The organism is Streptomyces sp. NPDC015130 (assembly GCF_043080005.1).
Taxonomy (GTDB): domain Bacteria; phylum Actinomycetota; class Actinomycetes; order Streptomycetales; family Streptomycetaceae; genus Streptomyces.
In genome coordinates, this window is record NZ_JBIBVC010000006.1 from 211,848 (window position 1) to 228,446 (window position 16,599).

At 73.4% G+C, this 16,599-nt stretch carries 11 protein-coding genes and 1 tRNA gene; 8 read left to right on the top strand and 4 right to left on the bottom strand.

Annotated features, from left to right (window positions below; genetic code table 11):
* Positions 1–22 precede the first annotated feature (22 nt).
* Complete coding sequence (gene pucL / locus ACF08F_RS14915; protein ID WP_392298889.1) at positions 23–940, bottom strand: factor-independent urate hydroxylase; 918 nt, start codon at positions 938–940, stop codon at positions 23–25.
* Positions 941–1,191: 251 nt separating this feature from the next.
* Positions 1,192–2,340 (bottom strand): winged helix DNA-binding domain-containing protein, encoded by a 1,149-nt coding sequence (locus ACF08F_RS14920; protein WP_392298890.1) that lies wholly within the window; start codon positions 2,338–2,340, stop codon positions 1,192–1,194.
* A gap of 49 nt (positions 2,341–2,389) precedes the next feature.
* Between ACF08F_RS14920 and ACF08F_RS14925 the strand changes: the two genes are divergently transcribed.
* The 3 genes from ACF08F_RS14925 to ACF08F_RS14935 all read left to right on the top strand — a co-directional run bounded on the left by ACF08F_RS14925 (position 2,390) and on the right by ACF08F_RS14935 (position 6,481).
* A complete protein-coding gene (locus tag ACF08F_RS14925) occupies positions 2,390–4,024 on the top strand; it encodes a DUF2079 domain-containing protein (RefSeq protein WP_392298891.1) in 1,635 nt (544 codons plus the stop codon).
* A gap of 94 nt (positions 4,025–4,118) precedes the next feature.
* The gene (locus tag ACF08F_RS14930; protein ID WP_392298892.1) at positions 4,119–4,985 is read left to right on the top strand and encodes a hypothetical protein; all 867 of its coding nucleotides are present in this window, start codon (positions 4,119–4,121) and stop codon (positions 4,983–4,985) included.
* Positions 4,986–5,143: 158 nt separating this feature from the next.
* Entirely contained in the window at positions 5,144–6,481 is a 1,338-nt protein-coding gene (locus ACF08F_RS14935) for an esterase-like activity of phytase family protein (protein ID WP_392298893.1), read from the top strand.
* Positions 6,482–6,553: 72 nt separating this feature from the next.
* On the opposite strand, the gene ACF08F_RS14940 is transcribed toward ACF08F_RS14935, so the two are convergent.
* On the bottom strand, positions 6,554–9,370 hold the full coding sequence (locus ACF08F_RS14940; RefSeq protein ID WP_392298894.1) for an AMP-binding protein: 2,817 nt from the start codon (positions 9,368–9,370) through the stop codon (positions 6,554–6,556).
* Positions 9,371–9,542: 172 nt separating this feature from the next.
* Here ACF08F_RS14940 and ACF08F_RS14945 point away from each other — a divergent pair, with 172 nt between their 5' ends.
* From ACF08F_RS14945 to ACF08F_RS14960, 4 genes are all read left to right on the top strand, one after another.
* Positions 9,543–10,562: an iron ABC transporter substrate-binding protein gene (locus ACF08F_RS14945; RefSeq protein WP_392298895.1), complete on the top strand. Its 1,020-nt coding sequence runs from the start codon at positions 9,543–9,545 to the stop codon at positions 10,560–10,562.
* A 316-nt stretch (positions 10,563–10,878) separates the two neighbouring features.
* Complete coding sequence (locus ACF08F_RS14950; protein WP_392298896.1) at positions 10,879–12,366, top strand: ABC transporter permease; 1,488 nt, start codon at positions 10,879–10,881, stop codon at positions 12,364–12,366.
* Positions 12,363–13,571: an ABC transporter ATP-binding protein gene (locus ACF08F_RS14955; RefSeq protein WP_392298897.1), complete on the top strand. Its 1,209-nt coding sequence runs from the start codon at positions 12,363–12,365 to the stop codon at positions 13,569–13,571. The genes ACF08F_RS14950 and ACF08F_RS14955 overlap by 4 nt, the downstream gene beginning before the upstream one ends.
* Before the next feature lie 85 nt (positions 13,572–13,656).
* The gene (locus ACF08F_RS14960; RefSeq protein ID WP_392298898.1) at positions 13,657–14,490 is read left to right on the top strand and encodes a hypothetical protein; all 834 of its coding nucleotides are present in this window, start codon (positions 13,657–13,659) and stop codon (positions 14,488–14,490) included.
* Between the two features lie 54 nt (positions 14,491–14,544).
* Here the strand turns inward: ACF08F_RS14960 and ACF08F_RS14965 are convergent.
* Positions 14,545–14,617 (bottom strand) — tRNA-Arg (locus tag ACF08F_RS14965).
* 303 nt (positions 14,618–14,920) lie between these two features.
* On the opposite strand from ACF08F_RS14965, the gene ACF08F_RS14970 reads away from it, so the two are divergent.
* Positions 14,921–16,537 carry a dynamin family protein gene (locus ACF08F_RS14970; RefSeq protein WP_392298899.1) on the top strand — a complete coding sequence of 539 codons (1,617 nt, stop codon included), beginning with the start codon at positions 14,921–14,923 and terminating at the stop codon, positions 16,535–16,537.
* The last annotated feature ends 62 nt before the right edge of the window (positions 16,538–16,599 follow it).

Here is a 16,599-nt window from a genome sequence, read left to right on the forward strand (position 1 = left end):
TCAGGCGGACCTCAGGCGGACCTCAGGCGGTGATCCAGTCGCTGGTCGCGATCACCGGCCGCACGCCGTCGCGGTGGATCGTGCCCTCGATCAGGCCGTACATGCGGTCGGCCGCGAAGTACACCTCGTTGTCGTTCTTCAGCCCGAACGGCTCCAGGTCCACGAGGAAGTGGTGCTTGTTCGGCAGGTTCAGCCGGACCTCGTTGACCGTGGAGACGTTGTCCAGAACCCGGTCGGCCATCGCGTGCAGGGTCTGCTGGAGCGAGTAGCTGTACGTCTCCGCGAAGGCCTCCAGCATGTGGCGCCGCACCTTGCCGTACGAGCGGTCCCAGTCGTGCTCCGCGTCCGCCGCCGCCGTGGCCGAGTTCGCCCAGCGGGCGGTGACCTTGGTGGCGAGGATCCGGTCGTACGCCTCCTGGAGCGTCGTGTACCTGTCCTTGATGAAGCCGTGGAACTCCGAGTTCGTCGAGTTCATCACCGTCAGTTCCTTCAGGCCCGAGAGCACCTGGAGCCCGGTGGTCTCCGAGTAGGTGATCTGCGCGGTACGGACCTCCTGGCCCTTGCGCACGAAGGAGTGCTGCTCCTTGCGCGTCGGCACGGAGATCCGCTCCCAGGCGTACTCCTCGATCCGGATCTGCGCCTCGTGGATGACCGGCTGCGAGGTCACGAAGTGCCGGGCGAGATGGATGCCGAAGGCCTCGGGGGAGTCGACGCCGTGCTCCTTGGCGAAGGCGTAGACCGTGTTCTTGGTGGTGTCGGTGGGCAGGCAGTTGCCGTTGTCGCCGGTCAGATGGACGTCGCGGTACTCACCGCGCAGCGCCACCGACACGTTCAGGTCGCGGATCTCGTGCCACGCGCCGTCGTCGCCCTTGCGGGTGACGGTGACGATGCGGTTCTCGGCCTTGCCGTACTGGTTCTGTGCCAGGACGTGCTTGCTCATGTGCTGCTCAGCTCCTGCGGGTACGTGGATACGGATATCCCGTACGCCCGGCGTCCGGCGTCCCCCGTCGTCCCTGAGGTTCCGCCCCCCGCCGTCCGGCCCGTGAACGGCGGACCGCCCCGGGACTGACGAGCATCCCGGTCCGTAGGTGGTGTCGGCACGAATGTATGTGCAGACCCGGTGGCTGGCAATGGTGGCCGGCCGTGGCGGCCGCCGTGACGGCCGCCGCGACGGCCGACCGCGGACCGTCGTCAGCGCGTCCGGAACACCTTCGTCTCCACCACCGGCAGCCCCTTGACCCACCAGTGGTCGAAGCGCCGGTAGACCCGCGGGTCCCGGCCCGCCAGGAAGCCGCCGAGGGCCTCGGCCTCCGAGGCCAGCTCCGCCCAGACGTCCGCCGGGAGCGGCCGGAACGCCGAGGCCTCGATCCCGCCGTCGACGGGCCGCCAGACCCCGGCGACGTACCCGTCGACCAGCAGCGTCGGCAGGACGTCGCCGTTCACCCGGATCACCGCCTTGCGGTACTCGGGCGGGATGACGCGGCCGCGGTCCGCGTACGCCAGCAGGACGCTGTCCCACATGGCCATGAGCCGCGGCGGGGCGGGCACGTCCCCGTCGGGCCGGACGGCCCCGGGCACGTCGTACAGGATCGTTCCCCCGGGCCCCTCCAGGACGTCGAGCCGGCCGTCCAGCGCCGCCAGCGCCCCGCGCACCCGGACCCGCTGCGTCATCGAGAACTGCGCGATGTCCGCCACCGACGCCGGCCCGAAGCCCTCCAGATAGCGCCGGACGAGCACCACCAGGCCCGCGGCGACCGCGTCCGGATCGGTGTGCTCCGGCAGTTCGGCAGCCGTGACGAACGACTGCGCGGTGCCGAACGACCACGGCGGCCCCGTCGGGGCGTGCCACAGCGGCGCGTACTGCCGGATCATCCGCCAGACCACGGATTCCACCGGGCCGCCGCGGCCCTCTTCGAGGCGGCTCGTCATCTCGGCGCCGGACCGCGCGTGTTCGGCGTACCCGAGGAGCCCGGGCAGCAGCGCGTCGGCGTCGGCGGGGGTGAACCCGGCCGCCCTGTACCGGTGGTCGCCGAGCCGGGAACCGCGCAGCGTCGGCTCCATGCCCTCGCGGAACGCCCGGTAGTCCTCGACGTGCACCATGTGCAGCGTGAGCCGCATCAGGGTCGACCGCACCGCCCGGAAGTCCGCCAACGCCCCGTCGAACAGGCCTGGTTCGAAGCCGTCGACGCGGTTCCACAGGGCGACGTACGGCGAACCGGGCAGCTGCGCCTGGAGGGCGACGATCCGCCGCAGGGCCTCCTCGACATCGACCGGGGCCCGTTCGAGGAGCAACTGGCGTGCCAGGGTGGAGCGGTTGAGGGAGCGCGCGGTGATCACCATGGCCCCGATTCTCACTCCCGTCCGACCGGAACACGTAGCGTTCCCCCTCATGGGACCGACCACGACCACGACGAGACCCGCCGCCCCGGTACACATACGGACGCCGGAGCCGCCGCCCCCGTCACGGTCGGCGGCTCCGGCCTCGTCCCCCTCTCCGACACCGCGTGGCAGGGGTCCGGCCCTCACCCTGCTCTGCTTCCTCGTCTGCTTCGGCCTCGGGATGCAGTCCTGGACGGCCCTGCGGCTCACGGGCTTCGACCTCGGGATCTTCGACCAGGCCGTGCGCGCCTACGCGCACTTCGAGCTGCCGAGGTCGCCGATCAAGAACGTGCACCACGAGTTCCCGCCCGGCTTCTCGCTGCTGGGCGACCACTTCACGCCGGTGCTCGCGCTCCTCGCGCCCCTGTACTGGGTGTGGGACGACCCGCGGGTCCTGCTGTTCGCGCAGGCCGCGCTGTTCGCGGTGGGCGTGCCGGTGGTCCGGCGCATCGCCCGGCACTGCTTCGCGGGCGCCGGCCCGCGGCCCGCGCGCCGCGCCGCCGACCTCGGCGGGCTGGTGTACGCGCTGGGCTGGCCGCTCCTCAACTCCTCCTGCAGCGGCTTCCACGAGGTGGCCTTCGCGGTGCCGTTCACGCTCCTGATGCTGGAGCGGGGACTCGCCCGCCGGTACGGGGCGGCGGCCTGCTGGGCGCTCCTGCTGTGTGCGACGAAGGAGGACATGGGGCTGGTGGCCGGTGCGTTCGGCCTGGTCCTGGCGGTACGGGCGCACCGCGCGGGTGACCGGGCGGGCCGGGCGACGGGCCTCGCGCTCGCCCTCGTCGGCCCCCTGGTCTCCGCCCTCGTGATCGCCTGGTTCCTGCCGGCGATGGGCGGCCCGGAGGGCTACTACTGGTCGTACGGCAGCCTCGGCGCCGACCCGGGCTCGGCGCTGGCCCATGTCCTCACGGCCCCGTGGGTGCTCCTCCAGGTCTCCGTCACGCCCTTCGTCAAGGTCGCCATGGTGGCCTGGATCCTGGGCGCCCTGGCCCTCCTGCCGCTCGGCTCGCCGACGTTCCTCCTGGCCGTGCCCCTCCTCGCGGAGCGGGTCCTGTCCGACAACCCGAACCACTGGCCGGTGATCAACCACTACGACGCGTTCCTGTGGCCGATCCTCGTCACGGCGTCCCTGGAGACCCTCGCCCGACTCCACCGGAACCGCCGCCGGGCGGCGCGGCGATGGGCGCTCGCCGCGCTCGTCCTCTCCTCGGCGGCGGCCGTCGTCCTCGGCCTGAGCCTCCTCGTCCGCGCGGACTCCTGGACCCCGAGCCCGGACAAGCGCCCCCTCGCCGCGGCGGCGGAACTGATCCCGGACGGGGCGACGGTGGAGGCGGACAACACGATCGCGCCCCGTCTGACGGCCCGTACGGACGTGGTCATCGCCGACGCGGTGCCCCGGGGCGCGGACTGGGTGCTGCTGCGCGTGGAGAACAGGACGTTCCCCTTCGCCTCGACGGACGACCAGGCGGCGCGCGTGGAACTCCTCCTGGCCCACGGCTACACCAAGGTTCTTCGCCGGGACGGCACGGTCCTCCTCCACCGCACGACCCGGACCCCGGTCCCGGGCATGCGCGTCCCGGGCCCGGACAGCACCCCGGTCCGCGAGACCGTCCCGGAGGGCGTGGGCGCGAACCTGCTCCTGCGCTGAGCGGAGCGCGTACCGCCGCCGGTTCACCGGTTCCACGCCCCGGCGTCACCCGGCCCTCACCCGGCCCTCATCCGGCCTCGTGACGATCACCGGCATGACCTTCGCCTCCCGCACCACGCGTCCGGCCGTCGGCGGTGCCGCCGTCGCCCTCGCCGTCGCCGCCGCGCTCCTCGCGCCGACCTCGCCGGCGTACGCCGCCGCCAACGCCGTACCGACGTACGAGGTGAAGATCAACCTCACGGCGGCGGCGCTCGACGCCGCCCACGCACCGAGCACGGCGGTCAGGTCGGCGTTCGGGATCACCGGTTCCGCCAAGGCGCGTTCCTACAGCTACTACGACACGGACGGCCTGGCCCTCGACGCCGCCGGCTGGAGCGTCCGCCTCCGTCACAAGAGCGGGTCCTCGTTCGAGGAGACGTACAAGAAGCGGTTCCCCGTCACCGGCGGGGACATCGACGCCGCCCTCACCGCCGCGAACGCCGCCGGCTTCGACGGCGGGGACACGAACTACGAGGCCGAGATCGACTGGGGCTACGCCAAGCAGACCCTCAGCTTCAGCACCGAGAAGAGCCGCAGCGCCAGTGGGTACTCGGGCACGGCGATGCCGACGAGCACGACCGGCCGCACCTGGCTCGTCAACGACATCCCCGGCAAGCTGGAGGACTGGGGCCGCGCGGACTGGGGCAGGAACACGCTCCAGGCCTCCCGTGCGCACGGCCCGGTGACCGCCAAGGTGTACGGCGGCGCCTGGGGCCCCTCGGACGGCGCGAGCATCGAGGTCCTGCCGGTCGTCGGAGCGGGCGGCACGGGTACGGAGTACGTCGTCGAGCTGTCGTTCAAGACCGACTCGTACGCGGACGCGGCCGAGCTGCACGAGGACGCGGTCGCCGTCGCGGAGGCCAACGGCTGGCTGTACCACGGAGACATCCTCAAGACGCAGCTGATCCTCGACCGCTACTGACACCGACGGGCGTCCGCCCTGTGCGGGTCGGGACGTGCCCCCCGCCCGTTCCCGGCTCTCCCCAGCCGTTCGTTCCCCTTGCTTCCCCCTGCCTCCCCTTCATTCCCCTTCATGCCCGTTCGGCCCTTCCTGCTCGATGTGTGTCCAAGGAGTTCAGAGTGAATCCGCGTCTCCTGCGCCGGCCCGCCGCCGTGGTCCTTCCCGTCTCCGCAGCCCTCGCGTTCTCGGTGGTGGTGGGGACGGCCGACGCGACCCCGGCGCACCACGGCTCCACCGCGCGGGTCGTCTCGACCTCGACCCTGCCCGACATCCCGCTCGCCGAGTTCGGCAACGCGCTGCTGCCCGGCAGCGTCGGTGACGACCGGGGCGTCGACCTCGGCGGCATCGGCAGCGACCTGTTCCCGGCCGAACGGCCCGGCGAGTACTGGACGGTCACCGACCGCGGCCCCAACGGCCAGATATCCGTGGGCAAGGACAAGCGCCGGACGTTCCCGGTGCCCGGCTTCGACCCGGCCATCGTGAAGATCCGGGCGGCCGGCGGCCGGGTGCAGGTCCTGAAGGCCATCCCCCTCACCACGTCGTCCGGTGCCCCCGTGACCGGCCTGCCCAACCAGCCGGGCCGCGACGAGGCCCCGTACACCTACGACGCGTCCACGCCGCTGACGTACGACCCGAACGGCCTCGACACCGAGGGCATCGTGCGCGACCGGGACGGCAGCTTCTGGCTCGTCGACGAGTACGGCCCCTCGCTCGTGCACGTCTCCGCGAAGGGCCGGGTCCTCGCCCGGCACGTCCCGGAGGGCCTCGGCCTCACCGGCGCCGACTACCCGGTGATCGAGTCGCTCCCGTCGGTCTTCCTCCAGCGCAAGGTCAACCGCGGCTTCGAGGGGCTCGCGCTGCTCCCCGGCGGCGATCTGGTCATGGCCCTGCAGAGCCCGCTGCTCAACCCCGACAAGGCCACCGGCGAGAACTCCCGCACCACGCGCCTGCTGCGCTTCTCCCCCCGCCGGCACCGCGTCACCGCCGAGTACGCGTACCGCTTCGACCCGGTCGAGGTCGTCGAGCCCGGCCAGACGAAGACCTCCGAGCTCAAGATCTCCGCCCTGGTCGCGCTGGGCGGCGACCGCCTCCTCGTCCAGGAGCGCACGGACAAGGCCTCCCGCGTGTACGAGGTCCGCCTCCGCCGCGGCTCCGACATCCTCGGCACCACCTGGGACACCCCGGCGACCCCCACCCTGGAACAGCTCGACGACGAGGCCGCGAAGACCGCCCCGATCCTCGCCAAGCGCCTGGTCCTCGACCTGAACACCGTCGCGGGAGTCCCCGGCAAGATCGAGGGCATCGCCCTCGAAGGCCGCTCCACCCTCGTCCTGCTCAACGACAACGACTTCGGCATGACGGACGGCCCCGCGGCCTTCGACGCGGCCGGCCGCCTGGTCGACAGCGGCGTGGAGACGACCCTCGTCCGCGTCCGTCTGCCCCGCCCGGTCCGCTGAGGCGGGGGCGCAAGCCTCAGCGCATGAGGGCCGGCGCGTGAGCCTCAGGGCGTGAGCCTCAGGGCGTGAGGCTCAGCGCGTGAGGCCGGCGTGTGTGCCCCGGCGCGTGAGGCCGGCGCGTGAGAGTCGCCAGGGGGCGCGCGCGGCGCGGAGCGCGGACGCCCGCTTGACGAGCCAGGTCACGCCCGTGGCGTAGGCGATGCCGAAGAGCAGGGAGACCACGAACGCGAGGTGCTTCGACAGGCCGTCGAAGACGGGGTAGACCTGCCAGTGCGTCAGGTAGATGGCGAGCGAGCTGCCCGCGAGCAGCCCGGCCACCCGGTTGAGGCGGCGGCTGCTCGGCAGGGCGGGGAACCACACCAGAAGGCAGAAGCCCGCCATGACGAACAGCTCCCGCCGCGGCTCTGCGGGGAAGAAGCCCGGGACGGTGGCCAGCGCGGCGACCGTGACGAGGAGGCGCCGCGGCACGGTGCCGGCCCGGGCGGCTGCCCAGCCGAGGGCGAACAGCCAGAAGACGGTGACCGCGTCGGTGATCCGCGTGCGGTCGGGCAGGCCGAGGAGCTCGTACCGGGTGAGCAGACCGACGCCGACGAGGGCCAGGGGCAGCGCGTACGGGAACCGCCGCTCCAGCCGGTGCACGGCGGGCACGGCCAGCAGGGCCGTCAGCACCAGCAGGATGTAGACGAGGGCCTCGACGAACCAGAGGTGGATCCCGCTCCCCATGTCCTCGGGCCACAGCACGTTGTGCAGGAGCAGCAGGTTGGACAGGTCGTAGTCGTCGCCGATCAGGAGCGCGAACGCGGTCCACGCCATGGTGGGCAGGGCGATCCGCGCGATGCTGCGGGCCGTCCGGCGGGTCCGCTCCCGGCGTTCGGGCGAGGCGAGCAGGAAGCGGGCGAAGTTGAACCCGGCGACCGCGAGCAGGAGGTGCGCGCCGCCCCGGATCTCGAACAGCCGGATGTGCGAGCCGACGACGCAGAGGATCGCGACCGCGCGCAGGGCGACGCTGGTCTCCACGGTCCGGCCGCGCCACCGCGCCCGGCGCCCGCGTCCGTCCGCGCCCCGTCCCTCCGTGCCGGGTCCGTCCCCGGCCCGCTCGTCCCGCGCGTCCTCCTCCGCCTTCCGCAGCTCGCGGATCGGTGTCGTGTGCCAGCTCTGCGGCAGTCGGCCGAGTCGTGCTTCGAGGTGGAGCGACATCTCGACGTACGACAGGGAGTCCCCGCCGAGTGAGACGAAGGAGCTGTCCGGGGTCACGTCCGGGCGGTCGAGGATCCGTGCGTAGAGCGCGCACAGCTCGTCCCGGCCGGCGCCGCCGGTGACCTCCGGGGCCTCGGGCCGCCCGGCCGCCGCGTGGTGCAGGACGAGGACGGCCCGGCGGTCGGGCTTCCCCGTGGCCAGCCGGGGGAGTTCGGCCGCCAGGTGGACGTGGACCGTACGGAGGGGCAGACCGCACTCGTCCGCCACGCGTCTTCGGATCCGGCGCTCGTCCCACCCGGGGGCGCGGACCACGGCGAGGACGATTCCCTCGTCGTCGCCCGCGCAGAGGGCGTCGAGGCCGTGCCGTTCCAGCATGGCCTCGACCTGCTGGGGGTCGACGCGCAGGCCGAGGATCTTCACGAAGCGGGCGCGCCTGCCGACGATCTCGTACAGGCCGTCGGCGGTGCGACGGGCGAGGTCGCCGGTGCGCAGGACGTCGACCGTACGGCCGAGGGCGAGGTCGTCGGGGGAGTGGGCGTAGCCGAGCATGACGTTCGGGCCGGAGTAGACGAGTTCGCCGACCTCACCCCTGTCCTCGCCGCCGCCGGGCGTGGGCGTCTCGTCGTCCACCGGTTCCAGGTGGAAGGAGCCGCCCGGCACCGGTACGCCGATCGCCTCCGGGTGCGAGGCAGCCAGCGAGGGCGGCAGGTACGCCATGCGGGCGGTCGCCTCCGTCTGGCCGTACATGACGAAGAGGTCCCAGCCGCGCCGCGCGCCGAGTTCGGCGTAGCGCGTGACCCGCTCCGGCGCGAGGCGGCCGCCGGCCTGGGTGACGTGCCGCAGCCGCGGCAGGTCCATCTCGGCGAAGCCGACCCGGTCGAGGAGGTCGAAGGTGTACGGGACGCCGGCGATCGCCGTGCCGCCGGCGGCACGGAAGAGGTCCCAGAAGCAGGCGTCCGCCACCGAGAGGCCGGTGAGGACGAGTCCGGCGCCGCGCAGCAGATGGCTGTGGACCACCGACAGGCCGTAGCAGTAGTGCAGGGGCAGGGTCGTCGCGGCGCGGTCGGTGTCGCGGATGCCGAGGTACGCGGCGATCGACTCGGCGTTGGCCTGGAGGTTGTCGTACGAGAGGCGGACGAGCTTGGGGGAGCCGGTGGAGCCGGAGGTGGAGAGCAGCAGAGCGAGGTCGGGGTGGAGGGTGTGGACGGACTCGGCCCGGCGCTCCACGATGCGCCACTCACCGCTGCCGCCGATGCCGCACCCGGTCGTCTTCTCGCCTGTCCTGGGTCCGGCGCCTTCGCCGGTCGTCTCGCCGGGGCCTCCGCCGATGCCTCCGCCGATGCCTTCGCCGGTCGTCTCGCCGGGCGGCCGGATCACGACGTCGGGGTCGTACGCCTCGATCAGCGCCTCCACCGCCTCGGGGTGGTCGCCGGGGACGAGGAGCACCGGATGCCCGGCCGAGAGCGCGGCCAGATGGACGACGAGCGCGTCGACCGTGTTGGCGCCGGGCAGCAGGACCAGCCTGCGCCGGGTGCCGAGCCGCCGCGCCGTCTCCTCGACCCGACCGGCCAGTTCGCGGTACGAGAGCTCCCCGTCGGCCGTCACGAGAGCGGTGCGCCCGCCGTGCGACGCGAGGTCGCGGGCGAGCGGGAGGGCGTGGCCGCCGACGGGCGGCGCGGGGAGCAGCGTCACGGGCGCATCGTAGGTAAGGCTTTCCTAATCGAATAGAGGGGGAGACGCATCCGGATGCCCATTCGGGACCGGGTCGTTACCAAAGCCTGCCTTGACCCTTAGGTTAGCTTTACCTTATCAATGCCATATTCACAGATTCTCTTGATAGATCACGGCAGGAAGGCCTCCCCGAATGCGCCGCCCCACGGCCCGCACCCTGACCGCGCTCGCCGCGGCCGTTCTGCTCGCCCCCGCGCTCGCCGCCTGCGGCAGCGACGAACCGGCCGGACTCGTGATCTACTCCGGCCGCAACGAGAATCTCGTGAAGCCGCTCATCGAGAAGCTGGAGAAGCACCTCGGCACCCATGTCGAGGTCCGGTACGGCGACAGCGCCGAACTCTCCGCGCAGCTCCTGGAGGAGGGCGACAAGACCGAGGCCGGTCTCTTCCTCTCCCAGGACGCGGGCGCCCTCGGCGCGCTCTCCAAGGAGCAGCGCCTCGCGCCGCTCCCGAAGGCCACCCTCGACAAGGTCGAAGCCGCCTACCGCGGTGCCGCCGGCGACTGGACCGGCGTCAGCGGCCGCGTCCGCGTCCTCGGCTACGACCCCGCCCAGGTCCCGACCCCGCCGAACAGTGTCCACGAGCTCGTGAAGCCCGAGTGGAAGGGCAAGATCGGCTTCGTACCGACCAACGCCTCCTTCCAGGCCTTCGTCACCGGCATGCGCGTCCTGGAGGGCGACGAGGCCGCCCGCACCTGGCTCAAGGGCCTCAAGGCCAACGAGCCCAAGGCGTACGAGAACAACCTCAAGGTCCTCGAAGCCGTCGACAAGGGCGAGGTCCCCCTCGGCCTGCTCAACCACTACTACTGGTACGAGCAGGCGGCGGAGAAGGGCGCCGACAAGATGAAGGCGAAGATCCACTACCTGCCCAAGGGCGACCCGGGCGGCCTCGTCAACGTCGCCGGCGTCGGCATCCTCAAGGGGGCCGACGAGAAGCAGGCCGCGTACGCGCAGAAGGCCGTCGACTACCTCCTCTCCGCCGAGTCCCAGACGTACTTCGCGCAGGAGACCAAGGAGTACCCGCTGGCCGCCGGCGTGAAGACCGCCGAGGGCGTGCCGCCGCTGGAGACCCTCCAGCCGCCGAAGATCGACCTCGGCAAGCTGGACTCCCTCAAGGAGACCCTGGCCATGCTCCAGGACGTCGGACTGGTCTGACGTGACGTCACCGGAGCCCTCCGCCCCGGCCCGCCGCGACCGCCGCCCGGCGGGTGCCCCCGCACCCGCCGGGCAACGGCGTGCGGGCACGAACCCCCGGAACGAGCCCGCGTCGGCCGGTCCGGCCCGTGAGCCCGCGCCGGCGGGTGCCGCTTCCGCGCCCGCGTCGGCCGGACCTGCTTCCGCGCCCGCGTCGGCCGGACCTGCTTCCGCGCCCGCGTCGGCCGGTGCCGCTTCCGCGCCCGCGTCGCCGGGTCCCGCTCCCGGGTCCTCCCGTGCGTCGACGGGCCCGCGGTCGGCCTCCCGGCCCTCCTGGGTGCTGATCGTCCCCGCCGTGCTCGCCGCCGCGCTCGCCGTCCTGCCGCTCGGCTACCTCGCCGTCCGCGCCCTCGAACGGGGCCCCGCCTACGCCTGGGACGTCATCGCCGACGACCGCACCGGCGAACTCCTGCTGCGCAGCCTCGGTCTCACCGCCGCGGTCGTCGCGGCCAGCCTGCTGATCGGCGTCACGCTCGCCTGGCTCACCGTCCGCACGGCCCTGCCCGGCGCCCGCGCCTGGTCCGTGCTCGTCACCCTGCCCCTGGCCGTGCCGAGCTACGTCGCCGCCTTCGCCTGGCTGTCCGCCGCGCCCTCCCTCGCCGGCTTCGCCGGCTCCGCGCTGGCGCTCACCCTGGTGAGCTTCCCGTACGTCTACCTGCCGGTCGCCGCCGCCCTGCGCGGCACCGACCCGGGGCACGAGGAGGTCGCCCGCTCCCTGGGCCACGGCCCCTTCCGCACCTTCCTCCGCGTCACCCTGCCGCAGCTGCGGCCCGCCGCGGCCGGCGGCGGACTCCTCGTCGCGCTGTACGTGCTCTCCGACTTCGGCGCCGTCTCGCTCATGCGGTACGACACCTTCACCCGGGGCATCTACACCTCCTACCGGGCCAGCTTCGACCGCACGCCCGCCGCCGCGCTGAGCGCCGTCCTGGTCCTCATGACGGTGCTGCTCGTCGCGGCCGAGACCCGCACCCGCGGCCGCGCGGACTACGCCCGTACGGGCACGGGAACCGCCCGGCGGGCCGTCCCCGCCGCCCTCGGACGGCTGAAGCCGCTCGCCCTCGCCTGGTGCGGGGCCGTCGTCGCGGCGGCCGTCGGCTTCCCGCTCGCCACGCTCGGCTACTGGCTCGCCGTCGGCTCCTCCGCGACCTGGGACCCGGCCACGCTCACCGGCACGGCGCTCACCACCCTCGGCGTCGCCGCCGCGGGCGCCGCGCTCACCACCCTGCTCGCCCTGCCGGTCGGAGTCATCGCCGCCCGGCACCGCGGCCGCCTCGCCCACCTGCTCGAACAGGCCGCGTACGCGGGACACGCGGTCCCCGGCATCACCGTGGCCCTCGCGCTGGTCTTCTTCGCCGTGCGCTACGCCCGCCCGCTGTACCAGGAGACCCCGCTCCTGATCTGCGCGTACGCGGTGCTCTTCCTGCCGGTCGCGGTGGCCGCCACGCGCGCCGCCGTCCTCCAGTCGCCGCCGGTCCTGGACGACGTCGCCCGCTCCCTGGGCCGTACCCCCTTCGGCGTCCTGCGGGAGGTCACCCTGCCGCTCGCGGCGCCCGGCGTCGCGGCGGGGGCGGCCCTGACCTTCGTGGTCTGCATGAAGGAGCTCCCCGCCACGCTGCTCCTGCGCCCCACCGGCATGGACACCCTCGCCACCCGGCTGTGGACGGAGACCGGCAGCGGCTCCTTCGCGGCGGCCGCCCCGTACGCCGCGGCACTGATCCTGCTCGCCGCCATCCCCTCGTACCTCCTCGGAAGGCACCGCACATGAGCAGCGACGACCTCCAGTCCGACGACGGCCTCCGGCCCGGCGACAAGCTCCAGTCCGCCAACGACGCCCACTCCGCCAACGACGCCCACTCCGGCAACGACGCCCACTCCGGCAACGCGCTCCACTCCGCCAACGACCCCCACTCCGGCGACGACCTCCAGGTCAGCGGCGTCTCGAAGTCGTACGGCCCCGGGGACGCGCCGGTCCTCGACGGCCTCGACCTGACCGTCCCCGGCGGCTCGCTCGCCGCCCTCCTCGGCCCCTCCGGCTGCGGGAAGACCACGCTCCTCCGCGTCATCGCCGGCTTCCTGAAGGCCGACGCGGGCAGCGTGACGGTCGCGGGCCGGCTCCTCGGCGGCCCCGGCGTGCACCTGCCGCCCGAACGGCGCCGCATCGGCATCGTCCCCCAGGAGGGGGCGCTCTTCCCCCACCTGAGCGTGGCCCGGAACATCGCCTTCGGCCTGAAGGACCTCGACCGGTCCGCCAAGCGGACGCGCGTGGGCGAGATGCTGGACCTGGTAGGGCTCGCCGGGTACGGCGACCGGATGCCCCACGAGCTCTCCGGAGGCCAGCAGCAGCGCATCGCCCTGGCCCGCGCCCTCGCACCGCGGCCCCATCTCGTGCTGCTCGACGAACCGTTCAGCGCGCTCGACAGCGGACTGCGCGGAGCCGTACGGGCCGAGGTCCGCGCGGTGCTCCGGGAGAGCGGCGCGACGGCCCTCCTCGTCACCCACGACCAGCAGGAGGCCCTCTCCACCGCGGACCTGGTCGCCGTGGTCCGCGCGGGACGGGTGGCCCAGTGCGCGACGCCGGAGGAGCTCTACCACCGGCCCGTCGACCCCTGGCTCGCCTCCTTCGTCGGGGACGCCGTCCTGGTCCCCGGCACCGCCGAGAAGGACGTGGCCACGACGGTGCTGGGGCGCGTGCCGCTCGCCGCCGCGCCGGAGGGCGTGCGGGACGGGGTCGTCCTCCTCCGCCCCGAGCAACTCCGGCTCACCGAACCGGACTCCGCCGAGGCCGAGGCAGAGGGCCTCGTGACGGACGTCTGCTTCTTCGGCCACGACGCGATGGTCACGGTGGCGGTCGAAGGCCTCGAACGGCCGGTCGACATCCGCACGTCCAGCCCACTCCGGGTGGCCCCGGGGCACCGGGTCGGCATCCGTGTGACGGGCACCGCCACGCTGCACCGCGACACCGCCGCCTGACCCCTGGACGGCGGCCCGCCGGGTGACCGGTCGGGGCCCGGCTCGTTGCCCGGTCGTCTACGACGACGACAAGTGGAGGTGCGTGGTGAGCGGACAACGGACGGGCACGACCGGGGACCTGGTCCTGGGGGACATCGGGGACGTACGGAGGGCGGCCGCGGCGCTCGGCGAAGGGGCCGCCGTGGCACACGGCTTCGCCAACTTCTACGCGCTGACGGCCCGCGCCGACCGGGAGGTCGTCGAGCGCGTCAACCGGATGAAGGGCCGCCCGGCCGGCCAGGTCGGCAGCGTCACGACCGTCCGCGCGCATGTGGGATCCGTCTTCGACTGGACCCGGCTGCCGGCCGAACTCCCGCGCAGGCAGGTCGAGGACCTCGTGGAGGAGCTGTTCACGCTGGGGCCGTTCGGCTTCCGGGGCCCCGCCGCCGCGCGTATCCCGCCCCACCTCTCGGCCGTCCAGGACGGCGTGACCACCGTGCGGCTGATCGGCCCCGGCTACCGCTGCCCGTCCAACGCCTTCCTCGCCGAGTCCCTCGACCGCACCGGCGCCGGATTCCTCTCGATCACCTCGGTGAACCGTTCCCGCCGCCTGACCGGCGCGGCCCACGAACCGGCCCACTGGCGGGCCACCGGCGTGACCACGGACTTCGGCCACGAACCGGACGTCCGGATCCTCGCCCACGACGACGAGGCCGTCGCCCGCCGCCGGCACCCGCACCACGTCCCGATGTCGACGACGGTGCTGTCCTTCCACCGCACCGCCGGCTTCGGCCGCTCGGGCCTGCCCGCCCTGACCGTCGAACGGCACGGCTCCCTCTCGGTCGACCACACCCGCTCCGTAGCCGCCAACCACGGCTTCGCCCTCACGGTCCCACCCCAGTCCACCCACAGACTGCCCGCCCGCACCTACACCGACTGACCCAGCCCCACAGACAAAGAAAAGACCCTCCCGAAGGAGGGTCTTCCCGCCATGCGCCCCCGGCAGGACTCGAACCTGCGGCCAAGTGCTTAGAAGGCACCTGCTCTATCCACTGAGCTACGGGGGCCGGGTGGTGGCCGTGTGGCCTGGAGGCCCTGGTGGGTGGGGTGTGGCCTGCCGGGACAAGGATAGGGCTCCGATCGCCTTGGCCCGGGTGCTTCACCTGCGTGGCACGATGTGGAGGTTCGGTGAAGCGGAACGATAATCGCAGGCAGGTGCGATTCGCGCAGCGGTTTTCACGCCACTCGGGGCGGGTGTTGTGCACTCGTTATGCCTGCGGTCCCGGTCACCCTTCCCTTCTCTCGGCGCGCAGGGTGCCTATACGCTTCAAAAACACTCATAAATTGGGCATTCTTCGCATGTGGTGACCTTGGACGAACGGCCTCAGCTGATCGACGCACTCTCCGCCCTGCGCGACCGTGTCGCCGCCGTGCGTCTCCCCCTCCCTCTCCCCGGCGCCTCCCGCGCCCGGCAGACCCGGGCCGAGCTCCTCGCTCAGCTCGACGACTATCTGGTGCCCCGCCTGAAGGATCCCGACGCCCCCCTGCTCGCCGTCGTCGGCGGCTCCACCGGGGCCGGGAAGTCCACGCTCGTCAACTCCCTTGTGGGGCGGCGCGTCAGCGAGTCGGGGGTGCTCAGACCCACCACCCGCACCCCCGTCCTCGTCTGCCATCCGGAGGACCACCACTGGTTCGCCGGGATGCGCGTCCTCCCGCAGCTCACCCGTGTCTGGCTGCCCCAGGCCGACGAGGAACACCCCGCCGAGGAACCGCCCGAGGAGAACGCCCTGCGGGTCGAGACCGCCGCCTCCCTGCCGCGCGGGCTCGCCCTGCTCGACGCGCCCGACATCGACTCCCTCGTCGTCGAGAACCGCCTGCTCGCCGCCGAGTTGATCTGCGCCGCCGACATCTGGGTGATGGTCACCACCGCCTCGCGGTACGCCGACGCCGTCCCCTGGCACCTCCTCCGTACCGCGAAGGAGTACGACGCCACCCTCGTCACCGTCCTCGACCGCGTACCGCACCAGGTCATCGGCGAGGTCTCCCGCCAGTACGAGGCCCTCCTCGACAAGGCGGGCCTCGGCGACGTGCCCCGCTTCACCATCCCCGAACTGCCCGAGTCCACCGAGGGCGGCAGCGGACTCCTGCCCGACAGCGCCGTCGCCCCGCTGCGCGGCTGGCTCGCCCACCGCGCCGAGGACCCCGCCGCCCGCCAGCAGGCCCTCGACCGGACCGCCACCGGGGTCATCGACTCCCTCGACACCCGCCTCCCCGAGCTCGCCGGCGCCGTCGCCGCCCAGTACGCCTCCGCCGTCCGCCTCGGCGACGCCGTCGAAGCCGCCTACCGCGAGCAGGGCAAGCGCGTGCGGCAGCAACTGGGCCGCGGCGCCGTCCTCGCCGGCGACGCCCGCACCCGCTGGCGCGCCTACCCCCGCGACAGCACCGCCGACGAACTCCTCGACGCCCTCGCCGAGTCCCTCGCCGCCCTCCTGCACTGCGCGGTGGCCGCCGCGGAGGAACGCGTACGCGACACCTGGCAGCGCGACCCCGCCGCCGACGCCCTCGGCCCGCCGCGGACCGGCGGCGACCGGGACGCGGGGGAGCGGACCGGCGTGGAGGTACGCCGCTGGCGCCGCGTACTCGAAGAGCTGGCCGAGGAGGAGGTACGGAACATCGAACGCCCCTCCGGCTCCCGTGCCTCCCGCACCGCCGTCCCCGAGGCCGACACGGTCGCCGCCCTCCTCGCCGCCTCCCTCCTCGGCGGCCGGCGCGCCCGGGCCGCGGGCGACCGCCTCGCCGAACTCCTCGGCGCCCAGGCCGCCCTGCGCCTGCGCGACAAGGGCGGCGAGCTGGTCCTCTCGTGCGTCGACCGCGTCCTGCACGCCGAGCGCGACCGGCGCCTCGCCCCCCTCGACGGACTCGACGTGACCCCCGAGCCGCAGGCGGAGCTCATCGCCGCGCTCTCCGTACTGCAGAAGGAGAAGTGACGTGGTGGACGACGGCGACGGGCGAAAGCGAGAGAGGGAGAGGGAGAGGGAGAGGGAGAGGG

Excerpts from the sequence above, each read along its gene's own strand:
- ACF08F_RS14925 (WP_392298891.1), top strand. The coding sequence starts at position 2,390 with ATGGGACCGACCACGACCACGACGAGACCCGCCGCCCCGGTACACATA.
- ACF08F_RS14920 (WP_392298890.1), bottom strand. The coding sequence starts at position 2,340 with ATGGTGATCACCGCGCGCTCCCTCAACCGCTCCACCCTGGCACGCCAG.
- ACF08F_RS14945 (WP_392298895.1), top strand. The coding sequence starts at position 9,543 with ATGCGCCGCCCCACGGCCCGCACCCTGACCGCGCTCGCCGCGGCCGTT.
- ACF08F_RS14930 (WP_392298892.1), top strand. The coding sequence starts at position 4,119 with ATGACCTTCGCCTCCCGCACCACGCGTCCGGCCGTCGGCGGTGCCGCC.
- ACF08F_RS14955 (WP_392298897.1), top strand. The coding sequence starts at position 12,363 with ATGAGCAGCGACGACCTCCAGTCCGACGACGGCCTCCGGCCCGGCGAC.
- pucL (WP_392298889.1), bottom strand. The coding sequence starts at position 940 with ATGAGCAAGCACGTCCTGGCACAGAACCAGTACGGCAAGGCCGAGAAC.